Origin of the sequence: uncultured Sphingomonas sp. (genome assembly GCF_937871615.1) — a bacterium.
In the GTDB taxonomy this organism is placed as follows: domain Bacteria; phylum Pseudomonadota; class Alphaproteobacteria; order Sphingomonadales; family Sphingomonadaceae; genus Sphingomonas.
On sequence record NZ_CALMPA010000046.1, the window covers coordinates 217,013 to 235,915 of the forward strand.

The 18,903-nt window shown below is 66.4% G+C and carries 23 protein-coding genes; 22 read left to right on the plus strand and 1 reads right to left on the minus strand.

The window, feature by feature from the left end; all coding sequences use genetic code 11:
- The first annotated feature begins 59 nt into the window (after positions 1–59).
- The 4 genes from Q0316_RS13990 to Q0316_RS14005 all read left to right on the plus strand — a co-directional run bounded on the left by Q0316_RS13990 (position 60) and on the right by Q0316_RS14005 (position 3,419).
- On the plus strand, positions 60–359 hold the full coding sequence (locus Q0316_RS13990; RefSeq protein WP_298673560.1) for a DUF736 domain-containing protein: 300 nt from the start codon (positions 60–62) through the stop codon (positions 357–359).
- A gap of 179 nt (positions 360–538) precedes the next feature.
- Positions 539–1,672, plus strand: coding sequence for a hypothetical protein (locus tag Q0316_RS13995; protein ID WP_137861103.1), 1,134 nt, complete (start codon positions 539–541; stop codon positions 1,670–1,672).
- 7 nt (positions 1,673–1,679) lie between these two features.
- Positions 1,680–2,237, plus strand: coding sequence for a hypothetical protein (locus tag Q0316_RS14000; protein ID WP_086129730.1), 558 nt, complete (start codon positions 1,680–1,682; stop codon positions 2,235–2,237).
- Positions 2,238–2,576: 339 nt separating this feature from the next.
- The gene (locus Q0316_RS14005; RefSeq protein WP_086129731.1) at positions 2,577–3,419 is read left to right on the plus strand and encodes a DUF932 domain-containing protein; all 843 of its coding nucleotides are present in this window, start codon (positions 2,577–2,579) and stop codon (positions 3,417–3,419) included.
- Between the two features lie 155 nt (positions 3,420–3,574).
- Here Q0316_RS14005 and Q0316_RS14010 read toward each other — a convergent pair whose 3' ends face one another.
- Positions 3,575–3,802, minus strand: a complete 228-nt coding sequence (locus Q0316_RS14010; RefSeq protein WP_086129732.1) for a helix-turn-helix transcriptional regulator — start codon at positions 3,800–3,802, stop codon at positions 3,575–3,577.
- A 165-nt stretch (positions 3,803–3,967) separates the two neighbouring features.
- Between Q0316_RS14010 and Q0316_RS14015 the strand changes: the two genes are divergently transcribed.
- The 18 genes from Q0316_RS14015 to trbL all read left to right on the plus strand — a co-directional run bounded on the left by Q0316_RS14015 (position 3,968) and on the right by trbL (position 18,900).
- On the plus strand, positions 3,968–4,240 hold the full coding sequence (locus tag Q0316_RS14015; RefSeq protein ID WP_086129733.1) for a DUF2285 domain-containing protein: 273 nt from the start codon (positions 3,968–3,970) through the stop codon (positions 4,238–4,240).
- Between the two features lie 145 nt (positions 4,241–4,385).
- The gene (locus tag Q0316_RS14020) at positions 4,386–4,607 is read left to right on the plus strand and encodes a DUF6499 domain-containing protein (protein ID WP_086129734.1); all 222 of its coding nucleotides are present in this window, start codon (positions 4,386–4,388) and stop codon (positions 4,605–4,607) included.
- Positions 4,501–5,169 (plus strand): DUF2285 domain-containing protein, encoded by a 669-nt coding sequence (locus Q0316_RS14025; RefSeq protein WP_200888830.1) that lies wholly within the window; start codon positions 4,501–4,503, stop codon positions 5,167–5,169. Before Q0316_RS14020 ends, Q0316_RS14025 begins: the two co-directional genes overlap by 107 nt.
- Positions 5,170–5,297: 128 nt before the next feature.
- Entirely contained in the window at positions 5,298–5,564 is a 267-nt protein-coding gene (locus Q0316_RS14030) for a helix-turn-helix domain-containing protein (protein ID WP_015459426.1), read from the plus strand.
- Positions 5,561–6,067, plus strand: coding sequence for a DUF2840 domain-containing protein (locus tag Q0316_RS14035; RefSeq protein WP_086129735.1), 507 nt, complete (start codon positions 5,561–5,563; stop codon positions 6,065–6,067). Before Q0316_RS14030 ends, Q0316_RS14035 begins: the two co-directional genes overlap by 4 nt.
- A complete protein-coding gene (locus Q0316_RS14040; protein WP_298673574.1) occupies positions 6,064–6,633 on the plus strand; it encodes a S26 family signal peptidase in 570 nt (189 codons plus the stop codon). Before Q0316_RS14035 ends, Q0316_RS14040 begins: the two co-directional genes overlap by 4 nt.
- 23 nt (positions 6,634–6,656) lie before the next feature.
- Positions 6,657–6,992, plus strand: a complete 336-nt coding sequence (locus Q0316_RS14045; protein ID WP_086129737.1) for a DUF736 domain-containing protein — start codon at positions 6,657–6,659, stop codon at positions 6,990–6,992.
- Between the two features lie 4 nt (positions 6,993–6,996).
- Positions 6,997–7,920: a lytic transglycosylase domain-containing protein gene (locus Q0316_RS14050; RefSeq protein WP_086129738.1), complete on the plus strand. Its 924-nt coding sequence runs from the start codon at positions 6,997–6,999 to the stop codon at positions 7,918–7,920.
- Between the two features lie 238 nt (positions 7,921–8,158).
- Positions 8,159–9,916: a DUF3363 domain-containing protein gene (locus tag Q0316_RS14055; protein ID WP_086129739.1), complete on the plus strand. Its 1,758-nt coding sequence runs from the start codon at positions 8,159–8,161 to the stop codon at positions 9,914–9,916.
- A gap of 19 nt (positions 9,917–9,935) precedes the next feature.
- Positions 9,936–11,909 (plus strand): conjugal transfer protein TraG, encoded by a 1,974-nt coding sequence (locus tag Q0316_RS14060; protein WP_086129740.1) that lies wholly within the window; start codon positions 9,936–9,938, stop codon positions 11,907–11,909.
- A gap of 9 nt (positions 11,910–11,918) precedes the next feature.
- The gene (locus tag Q0316_RS14065; RefSeq protein WP_086129741.1) at positions 11,919–12,344 is read left to right on the plus strand and encodes a CopG family transcriptional regulator; all 426 of its coding nucleotides are present in this window, start codon (positions 11,919–11,921) and stop codon (positions 12,342–12,344) included.
- A gap of 171 nt (positions 12,345–12,515) precedes the next feature.
- Entirely contained in the window at positions 12,516–13,502 is a 987-nt protein-coding gene (gene trbB, locus Q0316_RS14070) for a P-type conjugative transfer ATPase TrbB (RefSeq protein ID WP_086129742.1), read from the plus strand.
- Positions 13,499–13,831, plus strand: a complete 333-nt coding sequence (locus tag Q0316_RS14075) for a TrbC/VirB2 family protein (protein WP_086129743.1) — start codon at positions 13,499–13,501, stop codon at positions 13,829–13,831. The genes trbB and Q0316_RS14075 overlap by 4 nt, the downstream gene beginning before the upstream one ends.
- Positions 13,831–14,100, plus strand: coding sequence for a VirB3 family type IV secretion system protein (locus tag Q0316_RS14080; RefSeq protein WP_086129744.1), 270 nt, complete (start codon positions 13,831–13,833; stop codon positions 14,098–14,100). The genes Q0316_RS14075 and Q0316_RS14080 overlap by 1 nt, the downstream gene beginning before the upstream one ends.
- Positions 14,097–16,547 (plus strand): conjugal transfer protein TrbE, encoded by a 2,451-nt coding sequence (trbE, locus tag Q0316_RS14085; RefSeq protein WP_086130083.1) that lies wholly within the window; start codon positions 14,097–14,099, stop codon positions 16,545–16,547. Before Q0316_RS14080 ends, trbE begins: the two co-directional genes overlap by 4 nt.
- The gene (trbJ, locus tag Q0316_RS14090; protein ID WP_086129745.1) at positions 16,544–17,266 is read left to right on the plus strand and encodes a P-type conjugative transfer protein TrbJ; all 723 of its coding nucleotides are present in this window, start codon (positions 16,544–16,546) and stop codon (positions 17,264–17,266) included. The genes trbE and trbJ overlap by 4 nt, the downstream gene beginning before the upstream one ends.
- Before the next feature lie 12 nt (positions 17,267–17,278).
- Positions 17,279–17,596, plus strand: a complete 318-nt coding sequence (trbK-alt, locus tag Q0316_RS14095; RefSeq protein WP_086129746.1) for a putative entry exclusion protein TrbK-alt — start codon at positions 17,279–17,281, stop codon at positions 17,594–17,596.
- A complete protein-coding gene (gene trbL, locus Q0316_RS14100) occupies positions 17,593–18,900 on the plus strand; it encodes a P-type conjugative transfer protein TrbL (RefSeq protein WP_086129747.1) in 1,308 nt (435 codons plus the stop codon). The genes trbK-alt and trbL overlap by 4 nt, the downstream gene beginning before the upstream one ends.
- The last annotated feature ends 3 nt before the right edge of the window (positions 18,901–18,903 follow it).

Here is an 18,903-nt window from a genome sequence, read left to right on the forward strand (position 1 = left end):
CCGACGAAACGCCATCGAGGCCGCGATGGGCGCGGTCCGAGCAAGCAGGAGAATACGACATGGCTACGATCGGTACCTTCACCGCCAACAGCAAGGGCGAGTTCGCCGGCGTCATCGAGACGCTTACCCTCAACACCAAGGCGACCCTCCGCCCGGTCGACAAGGACGGCGAGAAATCCCCCGACTTCCGCATCAGCACCGCTGACATGGACATCGGCGCGGCCTGGAAGAAGACCAGCCGCGAAGGCCGCGACTACATCTCAGCCAAGCTGGACGACCCGAGCTTCCCGGCTCCGGTCTACGCCACGCTCTCCGAGAGCGACACCGCCGGCGAATACGTCCTCATCTGGTCGCGCTGACCAGCCAATGACGCCCCGCTCCTCGGAGCGGGGCGTCATTCTCGTCGAAACAGCACGCCGTCTTGACGACAAATGCAAAGCCGTCCCAATCGACGATTACGTTCTGCCGAGCTTCTGTTACTGCGGGTCGAGGGGGGATCGTGGCTCATCTATCAGTAACCGCGTTAGCGTCCGAGACGATGGCTGCACTCACACATGCTGCGGTCCAGGCATCGTCGACGCCGTTACCTGTCGCAGCGCCGCCTGCTTCCAGTATGGTCGTGTGGGCGGCGATCATCGGCGCAACCAGCGCGCTACTCGTCTCGATATTAAAGGACTATCTCTTCGAGCGTTTGAAAGAACGGCGCGTCAGGGAGCAATCGGAGGCTACTGTATATCGTCAGTATCTGGCGCCGCTAAGCGAGTCCTGCGAGAAGATCGTCTGGCGATCGAAAGAAATATTTATCGACAAGCGGCATGCGTTTTTGAAGACTTCCACGCTTCCGTTAGATTTCAACGCCTACAAGCGGATCAGCACACTCTACAGGATCGCGACGCTGATCGGGTGGATTCGGGGGATGAACCTTGAGTTGCGTGCCCTGCCGCGTGGAAAAACAAACGTCGCCACGCCGATTTCAAAGCAGATCGCAGCTTTTCAAAAGGCGCTCGCGGACGGACCACACGTTGAACTCCATCGCCTGACGCGACTTAGCGCCCTTTGGGGTATCGATCTCACAAGGCTCGATCAGACCTGCCAAGCAGCCCTAGCCATGCGCTTCGAAGTGGAGGCTCACACAGCCACTGAGGGTAAACTGAAATCAGACCCCGATCACCTTCGGAGTCTTCCCGTCGATAAAAAGTTGGAAATTTGCCGACGTCTTGCCGCGTATCTCGCCAAGGAAACGGGGGGCAAGGCGCCGGATGACGATGTTGTAAGAGAAACCGTAGAGCGCGCCGTCGGCGGATTGTCCTACCGTGAAGCGCTGCTCTATCGCGATTGGCAGGACGCGCTGGGCGACGCGATGATTGAACGAGACCCGGATTCTGTCCGGCGGTTCCGTATCATCGGATATGAGAAATTCACGCGGCTCCTGGAAACCGATGCTCCTTGGTTCGCGGTGCTCTCCAGAAGCATCGACGACATAGACTTTGACGAAATCGACCCCAGTGATTTTCGGTCGCAGCAACTGCGGGATTTGTCGGCTGCCGTCGCTTCCATCCTCATCGGCATCGCCGGAACCAAGGATGCATCTCTAGTCGACGCGACGACCCTTGAAGCCGCGGCCGGATTACAAAAGGCAATTGCGGAAGCCACTCAGACCGCAGGAGCATGATGTAACAATGGAGATGATCAGCGTCCCGATTTCCATAGCGTCGCTCGCCGTTTCGGTCGGTACCTTCTGGTTGGTCCTTCTTCGCCGAGGGCGCTTGGCAATGACGATGCCGACGATCGTGTTTTTCGGCCATGACATCGTGCCAAAACCCACACCTAAGATCTTCCTTCGGACGCTGCTCTACAGCACCGCTGCTCAGGGACAGGTTGTCGAAGGCATGTATGTTAAGGCGCTCAGGAACGGCACCGAACGGACGTTCAGCTTCTGGGGTTATGGCGAAACCGAGAAGCTGTCCGCCGGCAGCGGTCTATATATCAGCCGTGCGGGGCTGGCCGCCAATCATCATTTCGTTCTTTCCGTCCATGAGGACGAATATCGGTTCGAGCCCGGCGATTATGCGATCACTGTCTATGCCCGCGTCGTCGGGCGACGGAAGCCCCTCAAACTTTCCAGCATTTCCATCACGCTCAATGATGAGCTGGCGGCAGAGCTTCGACTACAAAGGGGTGTACTCTTCGAGCGGAATCTGGACGGCCGCTACGAGGGGCACGCCCGCGACAGATGACCTGCCGACCGCGTCTATGATTCCCCACGGCTAAGCGATCGGGCCGAGATCGTTGGGGAACAGAGAAGGATGCGGTTCGAGCCGACTGACATTTTCGGGATATGTGATGTCGAAGCGCTAGCGCCGGGAAGCGCTTGCTTTGACAACAACAAGGGGCTTGGGGCGCTGCCCCTGGCGCCCTTCGGAGCGGCTTCCGCCCAGCTTCCTCCACGCTTCGCGTTCCGTGCAGCCGGTTCCCCGCGAAGCAGCCCACTCCGGTTGCACCCCCGGTCTCGCCGACGGGCAGGGTTTCAGCGCGGCGCTCCGCTGCGCGGAAACCCAAGCCCAAGGAGTCCAGCCATGTATCATCAGCTTGCCACCCGGTTCGGCCGCAATGCCCACCAGATCAGCGGCAGGGAGCCGCTCGACAATGAGGCACTGTATCGGCACGTCCCGTCCATCTTCGCCCGCGAGGCACACGACAGCCGGTCGGATCGCTACGTCTATGTTCCGACCATCGACATCGTGGAGGGGGTGCGCCGGGAAGGATGGTTCCCGTTCTTCGCCGTGCAGTCCGTTCCCCGCGACGGCAGCCGCCACGGCCACGCCAAACATATGCTGCGCCTGCGCCGTGCTGACGGCATCGGCAAGCCCGAGGCCGCCGAGGTCATCATCGTCAACAGCCATGACGGGACCAGCGCCTATCAGATGTTTGCCGGGATGCTGCGGTTCGTCTGCACGAACAGCATGATTGCGGGCGAGCGGTTTGAGGAGGTCCGCGTTCCGCACAAGGGCAATATAGAGCATGACATTATCGAGGGCGTTTATACCGTGGCCGAGGATTTCCCCCGGCTGATCGACGCCAGCGAAACCATGAAGGGGATTCAGCTTTCCGAGGACGAAAGGCGCTTGCTCGGCGAGGTTAGCCTTGTCGCGCGCTATGGCGAGGACGAAAGCCCGTTGCGGCCTGAGCAGATCATCGAGCCGCGCCGCCGCGAGGACACCGACCGCAGCCTGTGGACCACGTTCAACGTGATACAGGAGAATGTCATTCGGGGCGGGTTGCAGGGCCGCAGGCGCAACGCAGAAGGCCGCATCCGCCGCGCCCAGACCCGTGCGATCAACGGTATCGACCAGAATGTGACGCTCAATCGCGCTCTCTGGACCTTGGCCGAGGGAATGCAGCGCCTCAAAGCGGCCTGACCCCCATTACCGCAGGGCCGAAATGTCGGCCCTGCGGTTCCGCCAATTCGCGCCGATCCGCCATGGCGGACCGGCGGCGACCGCGCGTCCCAAGATCCGCGCGGTCGCAATCGCGCTCGCCGGGCAGACGCCCGGCTCGCAAATTCAGATGAAGGTTAGTCGGTCTCGGAGAGATCGGTCGCAGCGACAAGTTCGGCCGGCGTTACGCCGAGTGCCGAGGCCAGGTGAAACAACGTAACGACCGTCGGATTACGTCGACCGCGTTCCAGATCGCTGACATATTGTTGGGTAAAGCCGGACGTCTCGGCAAAGCGCTCCTGGGTAAAGCCCTTCTCCTTCCTCAATCTGGCAAAGTTCAATCCCACGAGGCGCCGCATGTCCATGCGCGGCAAACTGGACGATACAACTTATTCGGTTTATCCCATATAAGGTGTATTCACTGATTGGTGCGCGCTATCTCTGCCATTAGTGCATTCAACGATGCAGGACTTGCGCATAGCCCGGCGGTGTATTTCGGCTAGATTGGCTAACGGGGCGGGACCAACGCCATGAGCAGATGCCAGTTCAAGGATCAGGCGCCGGAGGCTGCAAAGGTGACGGCGTATGACGAAAGCCATGCGCAGGACTATCTGCGCCTGCTCGATGCCGAGGATGGGGGCGCAGACTGGCGCACCGTCGCTGCCGAGATTTTCGGTATCGATGCCGCAATCGAACCCGAACGGGCGAAGGCGGTGCACGCGAGCCACCTCGCGCGCGCAAGGTGGATGACAGAGGTCGGATATGCACATCTGCTAGGTGCGGAACCGCCGTTAAATCGTTAATATTTCGTCCGATTTGGTGCGATTAAGTCGTCAGTCCCGCCGCGCGACAGGCATGGCTGAGCGCAACCTTTGCGCTATCTGGGGGCGATCACGACGCCATCATGACACCCCTGAAGTATGTGCGATACGCACATGGGAGGATGCCATGCCGACGCCGCCACGGCGTCGCCAGCGGCGCGCCGATGGTCTATCCGGCGCGCTCGGGCGCGCCGATCTAGCTGCCGAATTCCTGCGAAGGAACCACACCTACCGCGCCGAACATGCGCAGATGCAGCAAAGCATCGCGAGCGGCGCCGTCGCGAGGAACACCGCCGAGGCGGCATTCGCGCGGCGCTGGGGGTTGTCCTTTCGCGACGGCGCCGGATGACCTGTCGGAGCCGGTCGCCTGGCGCCCCGAACTGACCGCCGTCACGGTCATTCTGGACGCCGCACCGGAGGGATTTGAGGCAGCAGCCCCGGTCGATCCGCGCGCGCTGGGTGCGCTGCTTGCCGACCTCGCCGGGATCGACGGACGCCATGTCATCGTCGCCGACGCTGCGGGCGAGCATCGGCTTTGGTTCCGCGCGCCGACGCCCGGTCAGCCGCTCGCCGCCGTCATCCCGCTCGACAAGGATTTCATCACCCGCATCGCGAGCCTGCTGCGTTTCCACCGCCGGCTGCTCGGGCGAGCGCCAGGGCCACTGCCGCGCGGTTGGCCGCTCACCGCCTATCGGCTTGTCCGGCTCGACCTGATGCTCTGCGCGCTCGACCTACGCGACTCCGGCGCGACCTACCGCGAGATCGCTGCCGAACTGGGCCGCGACGATGCGATCCGGCTATCGGCGAGCGACTGGAAGATGTCGGCCTCACGTTCGTTCGTCGTGCGCCTGGTCCGCGACGGCATCGCAATGATGAACGGCGACTATCGCAAGCTGCTCCGTATCCGCTGACAGATCTTTGCGGGCCTGCCCTGGCGGGGGTGGTCGCATCCGTGCAGCCGCACATCTTCATACCCCACCTGGCCGCCTCCCTTCTGACAATTACGCCTCCTGCCGCCACCGCCCGCAGGAGCCATCATTTGTCCGATACGCCCACCAATTTGCCGCCCCGCTTCCTGCGAACGCCCGAAGCCGCGCGCTTTCTCGGCCTCTCGGGCCGGACCCTTGAGAAGCACCGCTATTTCGGCACCGGCCCGGCCTACCGCCGGATCGGCGGCCGCGTCGTCTATTCGGTCGATGACCTGCGCGCCTGGGCCGACATCGGCATCAAGCATTCGACCTCCGATCCGGGGCAGGACGATCTCATGCCGCGCGCGGACTCCGCCATCGCCCGGAGCCGGCGATGAACGTCCCTCCGTCACCCATGCGCCACCGCCAGCCGTCCGATGACGACATGACCTGCGTCGAGCTGACGTGGATCGAAAAGCGGATCGAGCACTGGATCAGGTTCGGCCGCGTCGCGGCGGACGAGATTGTCGACCGCCGACGCCGCATCGTCCGCTTTCGCCCCGGCGCGATCTTCGCTTTCGTCCGCTGGGCGGCGAACGACTACGGCACGGTCAGCTCGCGCATCGATATCGTGCGCGCGGTCGGCGCGGGCGAGGCGTTCACGACGCTGCCCTTCGTGCGGCCGGGCGGCGACATCCTGCTCAAGATCGAGGGTTGGCCGAAGGTCAGCCAAGTGCTCGCGGCGATCGACGCGACCGAGGCCGCGGGCGTCGATCCCTGCGACGCCGCGCCCGACCATTGGCGGCACGTCGCCAACCGCATCGCCGCCGGACAAGCGCCGCGTCTCTACACGCTTGAGCGCCATCACGCCTGGCTGAAGCGCCGGGAGATCGAGGGATGACGCGCCGCTTCTATGTCCGCGCCACTGTCGCTGCCGCAACCGGGTTCACGGCTGCTTTCGCTGCGATCGCCGCCATTCATCCCGTGCCGCGCGTGCTGTGGAACGCCAGCGCCAGCGCGCCGCTCGGGCTCTACCGGATCGAGCCCGAGCGCGACCCGCCGCCCGGCGCGCTGGTCGCCGTCACGCCGCCCCAGCGTCTCGCGCGCTGGATGGCCGAGCGCCATTACCTGGGCGAAGGCGTGCCGCTGCTGAAGCATGTCGCCGGCAAGGCAGGACAGCGCATCTGCCGGCTGGGCGACAGCGTGAGCGTCGATCGGCGGCCCGTCGCTGTTGCGCGCAAGCGCGACCGGCTCGGCCGTCCACTGCCCGTCTGGCAGGGCTGTCGCACACTGGCGACCGGCGAACTGCTGCTGCTCAATCCTGCCGTCCCCGACAGCCTGGACGGCCGGAATTTCGGCTCGCTGCCGGCCTCAACCGTGATCGGCCGCGCAATCCCGATCCTCACCCGCGATGCCCCCGGCGCGCCGCTGACGTGGCGCGGCTGGAGCCGTGAACCCCGCACCTAGCCGCCAACTGAAAGGACCATCCCATGCAAATCGGCATGTTCACCCGCACCCCCAAAGGTTTTCAGGGCCGGATCGAGACGATGACGCTCGACGTGGCGCTCCGCATCGTTCCGGCAGAGCCGCAGGACGGCGAGAACGCGCCCGACTGGCGTGTCCATCTTGGCAAGACCGACAATGGCCCGGAGGTGGGCGCAGGCTGGAACGAGACCGGCGAGCGCGCTGGCGACTACGTCTCGCTGCGCCTCGACGATCCCGGCTTCTCGCAGCCGATCCGCGCCGCGCTGTTTCGCATCGGCGATGAGGATAGCGCCTGGGCGCTGCGCTGGAACCGGCCGCAAAAGCGCCGCGAGGAGGATTGAAGCGGTGCGCGTCTCGATCATCCCCTGGTTCGCGGGAAAACCGTCTCATCCCTTCGTCCCGCTCGGTCGCGGGTCGGCCGGCGCGCGCAGCGAAGGTCAAGGGCGGTCAACGGCCGGCGCTCTGCGCGCACCCTTTACCGCAGCGAGCACGCTGGCAGGTTGGCGTAGAAGCGGAGTCGGATCGGCTCTGGCGCTGACGATCCTGCTGTTTTTGCCCGGCGTCGGGCCGGTCGCGGCATCGGCGCAGGATGTCTCCGCCGATCGCGCGCCGGCCCATCATCCCTATGCCGGATATGTCGCCGACGCCGCGCGGCGGTTCGGCATTCCCGAGGCGTGGATTTGGGCCGTGATGCGCGTCGAGAGCAACGGCGACGCGCGCGCGGTTTCGACGGCCGGCGCGATGGGGCTGATGCAGATCATGCCCGCGACTTGGGGCCGTCTGCGCGCACGCTACGGGTTCGGCGCCGACCCCTTCGACGTGCGCGACAACATCATGGCGGGGACGGCTTATCTGCGCGAGATGCACGACCGCTACGGCGATGCCACCGCGATGCTCGCAGCCTATAACGCCGGGACCGGACGCACCGACGATTACCTGTCGCGCGGCCGTCCACTGCCCGCTGAAACCCGCGCCTATCTCGGAAGGCTGGCGTCGATCACGGGCGGGGGCGGCGATACTCGGCTTGCCGCCGCGTCGCTTCCCGATCCGTTGGCCTGGCGTCGCGCCGCGCTGTTCGTGCGCGTGGCGAGTGCGCAGGATGCGATGTCCGGCGTCCAGTCCGGTGGCGGGTTCACGGCGTCCGCATCGGCACCTGAGCCGCCGTCTGTCAGCCCCGCGACCGACAGCTCGCAGGCCGTTCCGCAGCGTGAAGCTGCTCCGGCCGACACGCTGTTCGTTCCCCGCGCCCGCGCGGGCCGACCGCAATGACCGGCGGCCTCCTTCGATCGTTTGCCCCCCTCGGTTTGAAGGGCGAAGGGGCAGGAAGAAGTCGGAGGGGACGAGGGCAAGATACAAGCCGCACCCCGTTTCGCCGAAAAGCCGAGGCTTTTCATGTGGCTAACGTGGGGGCGTCGGTCGGCGAGCGTGCCGCTCGGAAGGAAAAAGCTAGGCATTTCAACGCGCCGAACGGCACCACGGCCGGTTTTCGGCGGAAAGCGGCCCGACCATGAGCGACGAGCGCGAGTTTCGCGTTCGGCCGGGCAAGGCCAAGCGCAGCAAGGCGCAGGGCCGCAATGCCCGCGGGCTGGTCGCCGAGGTGCTGCGCGTCGCGGCAACGAGCGGCGGCAGCCAGCGCGGGGGCTGGGGCGGACCCAGCCGGCGCGGCCAATCGAGCTTCGGGAAGGGACGCACGGCGTTTGCGCGCAGTCGCCTGTTCGGCTCCGGCCGCCGCGTGCTGGTGAAGGCGCTGCCGGTGCGCCACCGCATCGGCGGCCGGCGCATGGCGCCGCTGTCCGCGCACATCGCCTATCTCAAGCGCGAAGGCGTGACCCGCGATGGCTCGCCGACGCGCATGTTCGACGCCGAGTCCGACCGCGCCGATGATCGCGCGTTTGCGGATCGGTGCAGGGACGACCGACATCATTTCCGCATCATCGTATCGCCCGAAGATGCGAGCGAGCTGACCGACCTTCGCGAATACACCCGCGACCTTGTGCGCCAGATGGAGGCGGACCTGGGAACGCGGCTCGATTGGGTCGCGGTCGATCACTGGAACACCGACAACCCGCACGTCCATCTGCTGGTGCGCGGGCAGACCGACCAGGGTGCCGATCTCGTCATGGCCCGCGACTATATCAGCCACGGCCTGCGCTCGCGCGCCGAGGAGCTGGCCTTCGCCGAGTTGGGGCCGAAGCCCGAGCATGAAATCAGCCAAGCGCTCGACCGCGAGGTAACGGCGGAGCGCTGGACCCGGCTCGACACCGAGATCGGCCGCGTTGCCGACGAGCTGGGCGTCATCGACCTGCGCCCGGAGCGACCAGGCCCGGACGATCCGTGGCTCCGCCGCCTGATGGTCGGGCGCTTGCAGCACCTTGAGACGATGGGGCTCGCCGCCGAGGGCGAGCCGGGCCAATGGGCGGTCGCCGAAGGCGCGCAGGCGAAGTTGCGCGAGCTAGCCGCGCGCGGCGACATCATCCGCACCATCGGCCACGCGCTCAAGGATCACGGACAAGACCGATCGCTCGACAGCTATGCGGTTCTGAGCGACACGCCCGAGAAGCCGATCGTGGGTCGGTTGATCGGCAAGGGGCTGCACGATGAACTGACCGGCGCCGCCTATGCCGTGATCGACGGCACGGACGGCCGCGCGCATCATGTCCGCTTGCCCGGCATCGAGGGGCTGGAGCACAGCCCCAAGCTCGGCGGCATCGTCGAGCTGCGCGCGGTCGGCAAGCCCGGCGAGCCGAAGCCGAGCCTGATCCTCGCAACGCGATCGGACCTCGACCTGTCGGCGCAGGTCAAGGCGCCCGGTGCGACCTGGCTGGACCATCGCCTGATCGAGCGCGGCGTGGGCGTCGCGGACGGCGGGTTCGGCGCCGAGGTGCGCCGCGCGATGGACGCGCGCACCGACCATCTGGTCAAGGAAGGGCTGGCGCGCCGGTTCGGCGAGCGAACGGTGTTCGAGCGCGGTCTGATCGACACGCTGCGGCGGCACGAGCTGGACTCGGTTGGCGCGAAGATCGCGGGCGAGACGGGCCTTGCCTATCGGCCGACGCAAGCGGGCGAGAAGATCGCCGGCGTCGTTCGCCAGCGGCTCGCGCTCGCGTCCGGCCGCTTCGCCCTGATCGACGATGGCCTCGGCTTCCGCCTCGTACCCTGGGCAAGCGCCCTCGAACAGCAGCTCGGCCGTCAGGTGTCCGGCGTGATCCGCGACGGCGGCGGGCTCGACCTGATGATGGGCCGCAAGCGCGGCCTCGGCCTCTAGCCAGCGCAAGGAGACAAGCATGTCCGCGACCAAGATATTGTGGGGCCAGGTCATCACCGTGTTCCTGATCGTGCTCGCCGGTGTGTGGGGCGCGACGCAGTGGACTGCGGCCGCGCTCGCCTATCAGCCCGAGCTTGGGCCGCCCTGGTTCATGGCTTTCGGCTGGCGGGTCTATCCGCCGCCGGCCTTCTTCTGGTGGTGGTTCTCGTTCGATGCCTATGCGCCAGCCATATTCCAGACCGGGGCATTCATCGCCGCGTCGGGCGGGTTCGTGTCGATCGCTGTCGCAATCGGCATGTCCGTGTGGCGCGCGCGCGAGCTGAAGAACGCGGAGACATACGGCTCGGCGCGCTGGGCCAGCGAGAAGGAAATTCGCGGCGCAGGGTTGCTGGGGCCGAACGGCGTCGTGCTCGGCAAGCTCGCGCGCGATTATCTGCGTCACGATGGCCCCGAGCATGTGCTGTGCTTCGCGCCGACGCGGAGCGGCAAAGGCGTCGGTCTGGTCGTGCCGTCGCTGCTGACCTGGCCGGGATCTGCGATCGTCCATGACATCAAGGGTGAGAACTGGCAGCTCACCGCCGGCTTCCGGTCGCGGCATGGGCGCGTGCTGCTGTTCGATCCGACCAACGCTGCATCAGCCGCCTACAATCCGTTGCTCGAAGTGCGGCGCGGCCAGTGGGAGGTGCGCGACGTGCAGAATGTCGCCGACGTGCTGGTCGATCCAGAAGGCAGTCTCGAGCGTCGAAACCACTGGGAAAAAACTTCGCACTCGCTGCTAGTCGGCGCGATCCTCCACGTCCTCTATGCCGAAGCCGACAAGACGCTGGCCGGCGTGGCGTCGATTCTCTCCGATCCGTCACGCACAATCGAGCAGACGCTAGCCGCGATGATGGCGACGCCGCACCTGGGTGAAGCGGGCGTGCATCCTGTCGTCGCCTCGGCCGCGCGCGAACTGCTGAACAAATCCGACAACGAGCGGTCAGGCGTGCTCTCGACCGCCATGTCGTTCCTCGGGCTCTATCGCGATCCTGTCGTGGCGCAGGTCACGCGGGCGTGCCATTGGCGCATATCGGATCTGGTCGAAGGCGAGACGCCGGCGACGCTCTATCTGGTCGTGCCGCCCAGCGACATCTCGCGGACCAAGCCGCTAATCCGCCTGATCCTCAACCAGATCGGACGCCGGCTGACCGAGGAGCTGACACCAAAGGGCAACCGCCAGCGCGTGCTCCTGATGCTTGACGAGTTCCCGGCTCTCGGCCGGCTCGACTTCTTCGAGTCCGCGCTGGCGTTCATGGCGGGCTATGGCTTGAAAGCGTTCCTGATCGCACAGTCGCTCAACCAGATCGAGAAGGCATACGGGCCGAACAACGCGATCCTCGACAACTGTCATGTCCGGGTGAGCTTCGCCACCAACGACGAGCGCACCGCCAAGCGCGTGTCGGACGCGCTCGGCACCGCGACCGAGATGCGGGCGATGAAGAACTACGCCGGGCATCGCCTGTCGCCGTGGCTGGGGCATTTGATGGTGTCGCGCTCCGAGACCGCTCGCCAGCTCCTCACGCCCGGCGAGGTGATGCAACTTCCGCCCGGCGACGAGATCGTGATGGTAGCGGGTGTCCATCCGATCCGCGCGAAGAAGGCGCGCTACTTTCAGGATCGCCGCCTGTCCGAGCGGATCATGGACGCGCCCAAACCGAGTGCGGGCGCGGCGCGGGCCGACGACTGGACCGGCCGTGCCGCCGCCGCCGATCCGGCCGACGTGGCGCGGATCGTGCGGGCGCAGGAGGACGCCGCCAATGGCGGGCTCCGCCGTGAACCCGAGCTGCCCGAGCATGTCGCCATCGCGCCGGAGGCATCACCACCGCCCGCGCAGGAGTTTGCAATCGTCGATGACGAGCAGGACGATGTGGCGCGGCAGGCGGCCGTCCGTCGCCGGATGCAGGGGCTCGCACGTCAAGCGTCGCTCGCCCCCGGCGACGGCATCGAGTTGTAGGCAGCGGTCATGCGCGTTCGGCTCAACGTCTATTTTCCGCCCATGCTCGCCAAGCAGATCGACGAGTTGGCGATCCGGCGACGCATCTCGCGATCGGCGATCGTGGAGGCGGCGGTCACGTCCTATCTGTCGCCGGACGGCGCAGATCGGATGGAGGCGGCATTTGCCCGGCGGCTCGACCGCCTATCGCGCCAGGTCCAGCGGCTTGAACGCAATACGGGCCTTTCGACAGAGGCGTTGGCACTGTTTGTTCGCTTCTGGCTGTCGGTGACGCCGCCGCTGCCGGACGAGGATCAAGCCGCCGCCCAAGTGAAGGGTCGCAAGCGCTATGAGGGCTTCGTCGAAACGCTCGGCCGGCGCTATGCGAGCGGCAAGAGCCTGCTCGACGAGATCCCCGAAGATGTGCGGCCCAAATCCGCGACCGATTCGGAGTAAACGCGGGCCGATTGCAGGAACGGCCAGCGGGCCGATCCGCCATCGGTAAGTTTCTGCCGCCGCCTCTACTACGCCTTCAGCTATCTGTTGCTTAGGCCCCGTTTCTGCCTCTCTTGATGTGCCCCGACAGCCGGGCGGCGGTTCGCCCGGCCCTTATGAGGGGCCAGTTCCTTGACCGTTCACCCGATCCGATCCGAGGCGAAGTCACGCGGCGCGAGAATGCTGCGGACGGCTCTCGGATCGTCGATTGCAGCCTGGCTCGACGATCCGGCTGTGATCGAGGTCATGTTGAACCCAGACGGGCGGCTGTGGGTCGATCGCCTCGGCGACGGGATCAGCGACACCGGCGAGCTGCTGTGCGCCGCCGATGGCGAACGCATCGTCCGCCTAGTTGCGCATCATGTCGGCGTCGAAGTTCACGCCAAGTCCCCGCGCGTTTCGGCCGAATTGCCCGAAGGTGGTGAACGGTTCGAGGGACTGCTTCCGCCTGTCGTCGCAGCCCCGGCTTTCGCGATCCGTAAGCCCGCCGTCGCGGTGTTCACGCTCGACGATTATGGGGCGGCCGGGATCATGTCGGCGGCCGAGGCGGCGGCGCTGCGCGATGGTGTTGCGGCCCGCGCCAACATCCTGGTCGCGGGCGGCACCGGCAGCGGCAAGACCACCCTGGTCAACGCGCTCTTGGCCGAGGTCGCCAAGACCGCCGACCGTATCGTCTTGATCGAAGATACGCGCGAGCTGCAATGCGCCGCGCCCAACCTCGTCGCCATGCGGACCAAGGATGGCGTCGTTTCGCTTTCCGATCTCGTCCGGTCCTCGCTCCGCCTGCGGCCCGATCGCATCCCGATCGGCGAGGTGCGCGGCGCTGAAGCGCTCGACCTGCTTAAAGCCTGGGGGACCGGGCACCCCGGCGGCATTGGCACCATCCACGCTGGAACCGCGCTCGGCGCGCTGCGCCGTATGGAACAGCTCATTCAGGAAGCCGTCGTCACGGTCCCCCGCGCGCTGCTCGCCGAGACCATCGACCTGATCGCCGTCCTGGTCCGCGATGGGCATGGCCGCCGTCTCGCCGAGCTGGCGCGTGTCGAGGGGCTGGACCCCATCACCGGCGACTACCGCATCGCTTCGCTTTCCCAACCCCAGCCAGGAGACGTCAAATGATCCATGCCCTTCGGCATGGCGCACACCGCGCCATGCTCGCCGCCACCGCCAGCGTGATCGCGCTGACTGCTGCTGTTCCCGCTTATGCGTCGGGATCATCGATGCCGTGGGAAGCGCCCCTTCAATCCATCCTCCAATCGATCGAGGGGCCGGTCGCAAAGATTATCGCGGTCATCATCATCATCGTGACCGGCCTGACCCTCGCGTTCGGCGACACATCGGGCGGCTTCCGGCGGCTGATCCAGATCGTGTTCGGCCTGTCGATCGCCTTCGCCGCGTCGAGCTTCTTCCTGTCGTTCTTCAGCTTCGGCGGCGGGGCGCTCGTCTGATGGAAGCGAGCGAGCCGATCGCGGGCTTCTCCGCTCCCGTCCACCGGGCGCTGACCGAGCCGATATTGCTCGGCGGCGCACCGCGGGCGCTCGCCATCGTCAACGGGACGCTGGCGGGCGCGATCGGTCTCGGCCTGCGTCTCTGGATCGCGGGCCTCGTCATCTGGGCGATCGGCCATGCGCTCTCGGTCTGGGCTGCGCGCCGCGACCCGCAGTTCGTGGACGTCGCCCGCCGCCACCTCCGTTACCCGACATGGATGCAGCCATGATGAGCCTTCGCGAATACCGTGGGCATGCGGCCCATCTCGCCGACTTCCTGCCTTGGGCCGCACTGGTCGGCGCGGGCGTTGTTCTGAACAAGGACGGCAGCTTTCAGCGCACAGCCCGTTTCCGCGGCCCCGATCTCGACAGCGCCACGCCGGCCGAGCTGGTCGCCACGACCGCACGACTGAACAGCGCGCTGCGCCGGCTCGGATCAGGCTGGGCGATCTTCGTCGAAGCCCAGCGCACACCCGCGCTCGACTACCCGGAGTCGGAATTTCCCGATCCCGTCTCAGCGCTGGTCGATCTGGAGCGGCGCGAACAGTTCAGCGAGGAGGGCGCACACTTCGAGAGCCTCTATTTCCTGACGTTGCTGTGGATGCCGCCGGCCGAGGAAAGGGCACGCGCCGAAGGCTGGCTCTATGAAGGGAAGTCCACCAACGGCGTCGATCCGTGGGAGCTGCTCAAGGGCTTCACCGATCGCAGCGACCGTGTGCTGAATCTGGTCGAGGGCTTCGTGCCCGAAGTCCGCTGGCTCGATGACGCCGAGACGCTGACCTACCTGCACAGCACCATTTCTACCCGACGCCAGCGTGTGCGTGTTCCCGAAACGCCCATGCACCTCGACGCGCTGCTCGCCGACGAGCCGCTGACGGGCGGGCTGGAGCCGCGCCTGGGCGACCATCACCTCCGCACACTCACCATCGTCGGATTCCCGAGCGTCACATTCCCCGGTCTGCTCGACGAACTGAACCGGCTCGCCTTCGAGTATCGCTGGTCCACCCGCGCGGTCATGCTCGACAAGACCGATGCGACCAGGCTGCTGACCAAGATCCGGCGGCAATGGTTCGCCAAGCGCAAGTCGGTCGCCGCCATATTGAAAGAGGTGATGACCAACGAGGCATCGACGCTGCTCGACAGCGACGCCTCTAACAAGGCGGCCGATGCCGACATCGCTCTGCAGGAGCTGGGCGCCGACTATGCCGGCATGGCTTATGTCACCGCGACGGTGACGGTGTGGGACCGCGATCCCGCCATTGCCGCCGAAAAGCTGCGGCTCGCCGAGAAGGTCATCCAGGGCCGCGACTTCACGGTCATCCCCGAGGGCATGAACGCGATCGAGGCGTGGCTGGGAAGCCTCCCCGGTCACACTTACGCCAACGTCCGCCAGCCCCCGATCTCCACTATCAATCTCGCCCACCTGATCCCCCTGTCAGCAGTATGGGCGGGGCCGGAACGGGACGAGCATTTTGGTGCTCCCCCCTTGCTCTATGGCAAGACCGAAGGCTCGACCCCGTTCCGGTTTTCCCTTCACGTCGGCGACGTCGGCCACATGCTGATCGTCGGTCCGACCGGCGCGGGCAAATCCGTGCTGCTTGCGCTGATGGCGATGCAGTTCCGCCGCTATGGGCGTGCGCAGGTCTTCGCCTTCGACTTCGGCGGTTCGATCCGCGCCGCCGCGCTCGGCATGGGCGGCGACTGGCAGGATTTGGGCGGGACGCTCGCCGACGAGGCCGGCGACGGCGTGCAGCTCCAGCCGCTCGCCCATATCGACGCGCCTGCCGAGCGGGCATGGGCGGCCGAATGGCTGGCGGCGATCTTCGCGTCCGAGGGCGTCGCGGTCGATCCGCAGGCCAAGGAGCATATCTGGTCGGCGCTTGGTTCGCTGGCGTCGGCGCCGATCGGCGAACGCACGCTCACGGGTCTTGCTGTCCTGCTACAATCGCAGCAGCTCAAGCAAGCGCTCGCCTCCTACTGCATCGGCGGGCCGTGGGGCCGGCTGCTCGACGCCGAAGCTGAACGGCTCGGCGAAGCCTCGGTGCAGGCGTTCGAGACCGAGGGCCTGGTCGGCGCCGGCTCGGCCGCAGCCGTCCTGTCCTACCTGTTCCACCGGATCGAAGGCCGGCTCGACGGCTCGCCAACGCTCATCATCATCGACGAAGGCTGGCTGGTACTCGACAGCCCGGACTTCGCCGCCCAGCTCCGCGAATGGCTGAAGACGCTCAGGAAGAAGAACGCCAGCGTCATCTTCGCCACCCAGAGCCTCGCTGACATCGAAACGTCGAGCATCGCCCCGGCCATCATCGAAAGCTGCCCGACGCGTATCTTCCTGCCCAACGAACGCGCGGCCGAGCCGCAGATCGCGGCCATCTATGAGCGCTTCGGCCTCAATGTCCGCCAGATCGAAATCCTCAGTCGGGCGACGCCGAAGCGCGACTATTACTGCCAGTCACGGCGGGGAAATCGCCTGTTCGAGCTGGGCTTGGGCGAGGTCGCGCTGGCCTTCGCCGCCGCGTCCTCGAAAACCGACCAGCTCCGCATCGCCGAATTGATCGAAACCCACGGGCAATCCGCTTTCGCGGCCGAATGGCTGCGCCATCGCGGCTCTGCCTGGGCCGTCGAGCTTCTTCCCCCCGATCCTCGGCATCAACCTCAGCAGGAGTTACCGCTATGACCAGAATGAATCTTCGCCCCGCCGTCCTGGCCGGCGTGCTCGCTGCCACGGCCATCGCGCCGGTGGCCGCTCCGATGCCGGCTTACGCGCAGTTCGGTTTTGGTGGGATCGTCTATGACCCGACCAATTATGCGCAGAACGTGCTGACGGCGGCTCGCTCGCTCCAACAGATCAACAACCAGATCCAGCAAATCCAGCAGCAGGCGACGAGCCTCATCAACGAGGCGAAGAACCTTGCCTCGCTGCCGTTCAGCCAGCTCCAGCAGTTGCAGCAGCAGGTTCAGCGTACCCAGCAGTTTCTCGGCCAGGCGCAGCGCATCGCCTATGATGTGCAGAACATCCAGCAGGCGTTCACCAGCCGCTACACCGGCTCGGCGCTGACCGGCACGCAGGCGCAGATGGTCGCCAACGCGAATGCGCGTTGGCAGGATAGTGTCGGCGCGTTCGAGGACTCGCTGAAGGTACAGGCGGGTGTCGTCGGCAACATCGACGGCGCGCGCACGACGATGACCGGCCTGGTCTCGGCCAGTCAGTCGGCGACCGGCGCGCTTCAGGCCGCGCAGGCTGGCAATCAGCTTCTCGCGCTGCAATCGCAGCAGCTCGCCGACCTGACCGCCGCCGTCGCGGCGCAGGGCCGCGCGCAAGCGCTCGAATCCGCGCGGCATACGGCCGAGGAGGCGGAGGGCCGCGAACGGTTCCGCCGCTTCATGGGCAACTGAGGATCGCGTCCGATGCTGCACGCATCCTCGCGCACGGCCAAGATCGCGGGCGTCGCCGCGCTGGCGGGCTTGATGATGGCGGTGGCGATCGTCGCCGCCGTCCACAAGCCTGAACCCGCACAAGCCCCGCCCGTCGCCGTGCGCGGGGAGGCGCGCCAGGACCGGCTCGCCCGCGAACTCGAACGCTGCGCGACGCTCACCATGCCAGACTCGGGCTGCGAAGCGGCCTGGGCCGAGAACCGCCGCCGCTTCTTCCGTCAAGATGCTCCCACGCCCGCGGTGGATGCCAGCAAACCCGCAGCTCCCGCAACCGAGACCCCCGCGCCATGAACGACACCAGCGTCATCGACACGTTCCTCAATGTCTTCACCCGCTACATCGACAGCGGGTTCGGCCTGCTCGGCGGCGAGGTCAGCTTCCTCTCGACCACATTGATCGCCATCGACGTGACGCTCGCCGGGCTGTTCTGGGCCTGGGGCGCCGACGAGGACGTGCTTCAGCGCCTCGTCAAGAAGACGCTCTACATCGGCGTCTTCGCGTTCATCATCGGCAATTTCTCCAACCTCGCCAACATCGTGTTCCAGTCCTTCGCCGGCCTCGGCCTCAAGGCGAGCGGCGGGGCGATGTCGCTGGGCGATTTCATGAAACCCGGCACGATCGCGGCGACAGGGTTGCAAGCCGCCAAGCCGCTGATGGATGCGGCAGGGCAATTCTCGAACCTGTGGGCGGTGTTCTCGAACCTCGCTTTGATCCTCGTGCTGTTGCTCGCCTGGGTCATTGTGGTGCTCGCCTTCTTCATCATCGCGGTGCAGGTCTTCATCACGCTGATCGAGTTCAAGCTGGTGACGCTGGCCGGCTTCGTGCTGCTGCCCTTCGCCTTCTTCAACAAGACCGCCTTCATGGCCGAACGTGTGCTCGGCCATATCGTCTCCACGGGCATCAAGGTGCTGGTGCTCGCGGTCATCACCGGCATCGGCACGACGCTGTTCAGCCAGTTCACTAGCGCAAACCTCGGCACGGCGCCCGACATCAATCAGGTCATGGCGATCGCGCTCGCTGCCCTGTCGCTGTTCGGCCTCGCCATCTTCGGCCCCGGTATCGCCAACGGCATCGTCTCGGGTGGTCCCGCACTTGGCGCGGGCGCCGCGGCCGGAACCGCGCTTGCCGCCGGCGGGGCGCTCGTCGGTGGCGCAGCCGCCGCCCGTCTTGGGGTCGGGGCGGCTGCCGGCGTGATCGGCGGCGCTGCCAGAGGTGGTGCGTTCGCATCGGGTGCGGCGAGCAGCGCCTATGCGCTCGGCTCAGCTGGCAAGACCGGCGGAGCGGCGGTTGCGGGCGGTGCGGCGGGCGTTGGCCGAGCGACCGCAGGCGCGGCCATGTCGCCGCTTCGCAAGGCCGCAGCATCCCTAAAAGATAGCTATCGCTCGGGCGGCCGCGCGGCCGTGACCGCAACGGGCGGCACGATCTCGGGGGGCACGTCGTCGCCCGCGCCGTCGGCTGATGGGCCGCCCACCTGGGCAGCGAACATGAAACGCCGCCAGACCATGACCCACGGCGCCACCGTCGCCGCCCACACGCTGCGCTCCGGCGACGGTGGCGGCAGCGGTGCGTCCGTCGACCTCAGCCAGAAGGACTAACCG

Excerpts from the sequence above, each read along its gene's own strand:
- Q0316_RS14080 (WP_086129744.1), top strand. The coding sequence starts at position 13,831 with ATGGAAGCGAGCGAGCCGATCGCGGGCTTCTCCGCTCCCGTCCACCGG.
- trbJ (WP_086129745.1), top strand. The coding sequence starts at position 16,544 with ATGACCAGAATGAATCTTCGCCCCGCCGTCCTGGCCGGCGTGCTCGCT.
- Q0316_RS14035 (WP_086129735.1), top strand. The coding sequence starts at position 5,561 with ATGAACGTCCCTCCGTCACCCATGCGCCACCGCCAGCCGTCCGATGAC.
- Q0316_RS14010 (WP_086129732.1), bottom strand. The coding sequence starts at position 3,802 with ATGGACATGCGGCGCCTCGTGGGATTGAACTTTGCCAGATTGAGGAAG.
- Q0316_RS14015 (WP_086129733.1), top strand. The coding sequence starts at position 3,968 with ATGAGCAGATGCCAGTTCAAGGATCAGGCGCCGGAGGCTGCAAAGGTG.
- trbE (WP_086130083.1), top strand. The coding sequence starts at position 14,097 with ATGATGAGCCTTCGCGAATACCGTGGGCATGCGGCCCATCTCGCCGAC.
- Q0316_RS14000 (WP_086129730.1), top strand. The coding sequence starts at position 1,680 with ATGGAGATGATCAGCGTCCCGATTTCCATAGCGTCGCTCGCCGTTTCG.
- Q0316_RS14025 (WP_200888830.1), top strand. The coding sequence starts at position 4,501 with ATGCGCAGATGCAGCAAAGCATCGCGAGCGGCGCCGTCGCGAGGAACA.
- trbK-alt (WP_086129746.1), top strand. The coding sequence starts at position 17,279 with ATGCTGCACGCATCCTCGCGCACGGCCAAGATCGCGGGCGTCGCCGCG.
- trbL (WP_086129747.1), top strand. The coding sequence starts at position 17,593 with ATGAACGACACCAGCGTCATCGACACGTTCCTCAATGTCTTCACCCGC.
- Q0316_RS14005 (WP_086129731.1), top strand. The coding sequence starts at position 2,577 with ATGTATCATCAGCTTGCCACCCGGTTCGGCCGCAATGCCCACCAGATC.
- Q0316_RS14040 (WP_298673574.1), top strand. The coding sequence starts at position 6,064 with ATGACGCGCCGCTTCTATGTCCGCGCCACTGTCGCTGCCGCAACCGGG.
- Q0316_RS14060 (WP_086129740.1), top strand. The coding sequence starts at position 9,936 with ATGTCCGCGACCAAGATATTGTGGGGCCAGGTCATCACCGTGTTCCTG.
- Q0316_RS14065 (WP_086129741.1), top strand. The coding sequence starts at position 11,919 with ATGCGCGTTCGGCTCAACGTCTATTTTCCGCCCATGCTCGCCAAGCAG.
- Q0316_RS13995 (WP_137861103.1), top strand. The coding sequence starts at position 539 with ATGGCTGCACTCACACATGCTGCGGTCCAGGCATCGTCGACGCCGTTA.
- Q0316_RS14075 (WP_086129743.1), top strand. The coding sequence starts at position 13,499 with ATGATCCATGCCCTTCGGCATGGCGCACACCGCGCCATGCTCGCCGCC.
- Q0316_RS13990 (WP_298673560.1), top strand. The coding sequence starts at position 60 with ATGGCTACGATCGGTACCTTCACCGCCAACAGCAAGGGCGAGTTCGCC.
- Q0316_RS14055 (WP_086129739.1), top strand. The coding sequence starts at position 8,159 with ATGAGCGACGAGCGCGAGTTTCGCGTTCGGCCGGGCAAGGCCAAGCGC.
- Q0316_RS14045 (WP_086129737.1), top strand. The coding sequence starts at position 6,657 with ATGCAAATCGGCATGTTCACCCGCACCCCCAAAGGTTTTCAGGGCCGG.
- Q0316_RS14020 (WP_086129734.1), top strand. The coding sequence starts at position 4,386 with ATGCCGACGCCGCCACGGCGTCGCCAGCGGCGCGCCGATGGTCTATCC.